This is a genomic window from Allosphingosinicella sp. (genome assembly GCF_036387215.1).
GTDB lineage: Bacteria > Pseudomonadota > Alphaproteobacteria > Sphingomonadales > Sphingomonadaceae > Allosphingosinicella.
Map to the genome: position 1 here is coordinate 1 of NZ_DASVUE010000277.1, position 1,834 is coordinate 1,834.

At 66.0% G+C, this 1,834-nt stretch carries 2 protein-coding genes and 1 pseudogene; 1 reads left to right on the forward strand and 2 read right to left on the reverse strand.

The window, feature by feature from the left end; genetic code table 11:
* Both VF662_RS11340 and galE read right to left on the reverse strand, forming a co-directional pair.
* The coding region (locus tag VF662_RS11340; protein ID WP_464141162.1) for a hypothetical protein at positions 1-368 on the reverse strand (368 nt) is incomplete at its 3' end.
* Between the two features lie 96 nt (positions 369-464).
* Positions 465-1,481 carry a UDP-glucose 4-epimerase GalE gene (gene galE / locus VF662_RS11345; protein ID WP_464141164.1) on the reverse strand — a complete coding sequence of 339 codons (1,017 nt, stop codon included), beginning with the start codon at positions 1,479-1,481 and terminating at the stop codon, positions 465-467.
* A 107-nt stretch (positions 1,482-1,588) separates the two neighbouring features.
* Here galE and VF662_RS11350 point away from each other — a divergent pair.
* Positions 1,589-1,834 (forward strand): annotated as a pseudogene (locus tag VF662_RS11350) (hypothetical protein); the annotation flags it as partial.

Sequence of the window (1,834 nt, forward strand, 5' to 3'; positions counted from 1 at the left end):
GCCGCGCCCTCCTTGCGGATGGTCATATATCCGAAGGTGAAACCCTGCTGCCCGTCCGCCGAGATGCCGGCGCGGATCGGCGCCCATTCGGCCTTGGCGCCGAGATTGGCGGGGTTCGCCTGCAGCACCCGAAGGACGGCCTCCTTGCCCCTGGCGAAGGTCGCATCGGGCGCGGGCATGACGATCGTGTCGTCGAGCATCGCGCCTATGCCGGAGACGAGGTCGGTCTGCGCCGCCGCTTTCGAAAAGGCGCGATCGGCGGCGAGCAGTTCTTCGGCCGCCGCGGCCGGAGCGGATACGGCCGTCTTGGCGGCAATCGTCGCCGGGTTGCTCGGCGCCGCATAGCCGACCGCCAGCGCAATCATCATCTTCCGCAATGCCGTTCCCCTGCCCGCCATACGGGTGAGGCTACAGAGCGCTCGGGCCGTACGTCCACGGCGCGTCGACGAAAGGCGCTTCTCGTCTCACGAATGCGTCCCGCGCTCCGCGAGCTTCCGTTCCCAGGCGAGCGCGTCGGCGACGATCGTGTCGAGATCGTTGCGCCTGGGCCGCCACGGGAGCGTCGCCAGGATCTTCGAATTGTCCGCGACAAGCGCGTCGGGATCGCCCGCGCGGCGCGCTTCCATGCGCCGTTCGATCGTCATGTTGGTAACCCGGTCGACGCTGTTCAGCACCTCCAGCACCGAAAAGCCGCGGCTGTAGCCGCAGTTCATGACGTGGCTGGTCTCCGGGTCCTCGATCAGCTTCTCGAGCGCGTCCACGTGCGCCGCGGCGAGATCGCTGACGTGGATATAGTCGCGGATGCCGGTCCCGTCGGGTGTGTCATAATCGGTGCCGTAGACGGAGACGTGGCTGCGCTTGCCGATCGCCGCCTCGACCGCGACCTTGATGAGGTGAGTCGCCCCTGCTGTGGATTGGCCCGAGCGGCCCTGTGGATCGGCGCCGGCGACGTTGAAATAGCGAAGCGCGCAATAATTGAGCGAGTGAGCGAAGGCGGTGTCCGCAAGCATCCGCTCGGTCATAAGCTTCGACCAGCCATAGGGGTTGATCGGCTGCGTCCGCGCATCCTCGGTGATCGGCACCTGCTCTGGGATGCCGTAGGTCGCGGCCGTGGAAGAAAAGATGAAGTGCCGCACTCCGCCCTTCACCGCGCTCTCGATCAGCGAGCGGCTCTTCACCGTATTGTTCTCATAATATTTGAGCGGGTTCTCGACCGATTCAGGCACCACGATCGATCCGGCGAAGTGGATGATCGCTCCGATCCCATGCTCATCGATCAGCCGCCCGACCAGCGCCTGGTCGGCGATGTCGCCTTCCGCGAACACGGCGCCTTCGGGCACCGCCCAGCGGAAGCCCGTCACCAGATTGTCGATCACTACCACCGGCCAGCCGGCATCGAGCAGGGCCAGCACCGCATGGCTGCCGATATAGCCGGCGCCGCCTGTGACCAGCACCGCGGGCTTTGTCCCATCCTTGTTCATTCGGCTTCGGTCCTCAGGCTTCCGGTTGCAGCGAAAACGGGGCAGGATCGTTTCATCACCTATACGATCGCCTCAACAAATGTGGCGCTTAGCGACGGGGAGTTGGAATGAAAGCTGTTTTTCTGCGCACGTGCACCCTTCTCCTCGCCGCTTCGCTCGCCGGCTGCGCGACCACCGGCGGCGGTTCCGCGGCCGGCGGCATGGATGTGACGACCAGCCATCTCGGCCAGCCGATCGCCCGCGGGCAGATCGCCGTCGAAGCGTTCGACCCCGCCGACGTCAACCTGCCCGAATTCCCCGCCTATGCGGCGACGGTCGCGCGCGAGCTGACGAGGCTCGGCTGGACGGTCGTC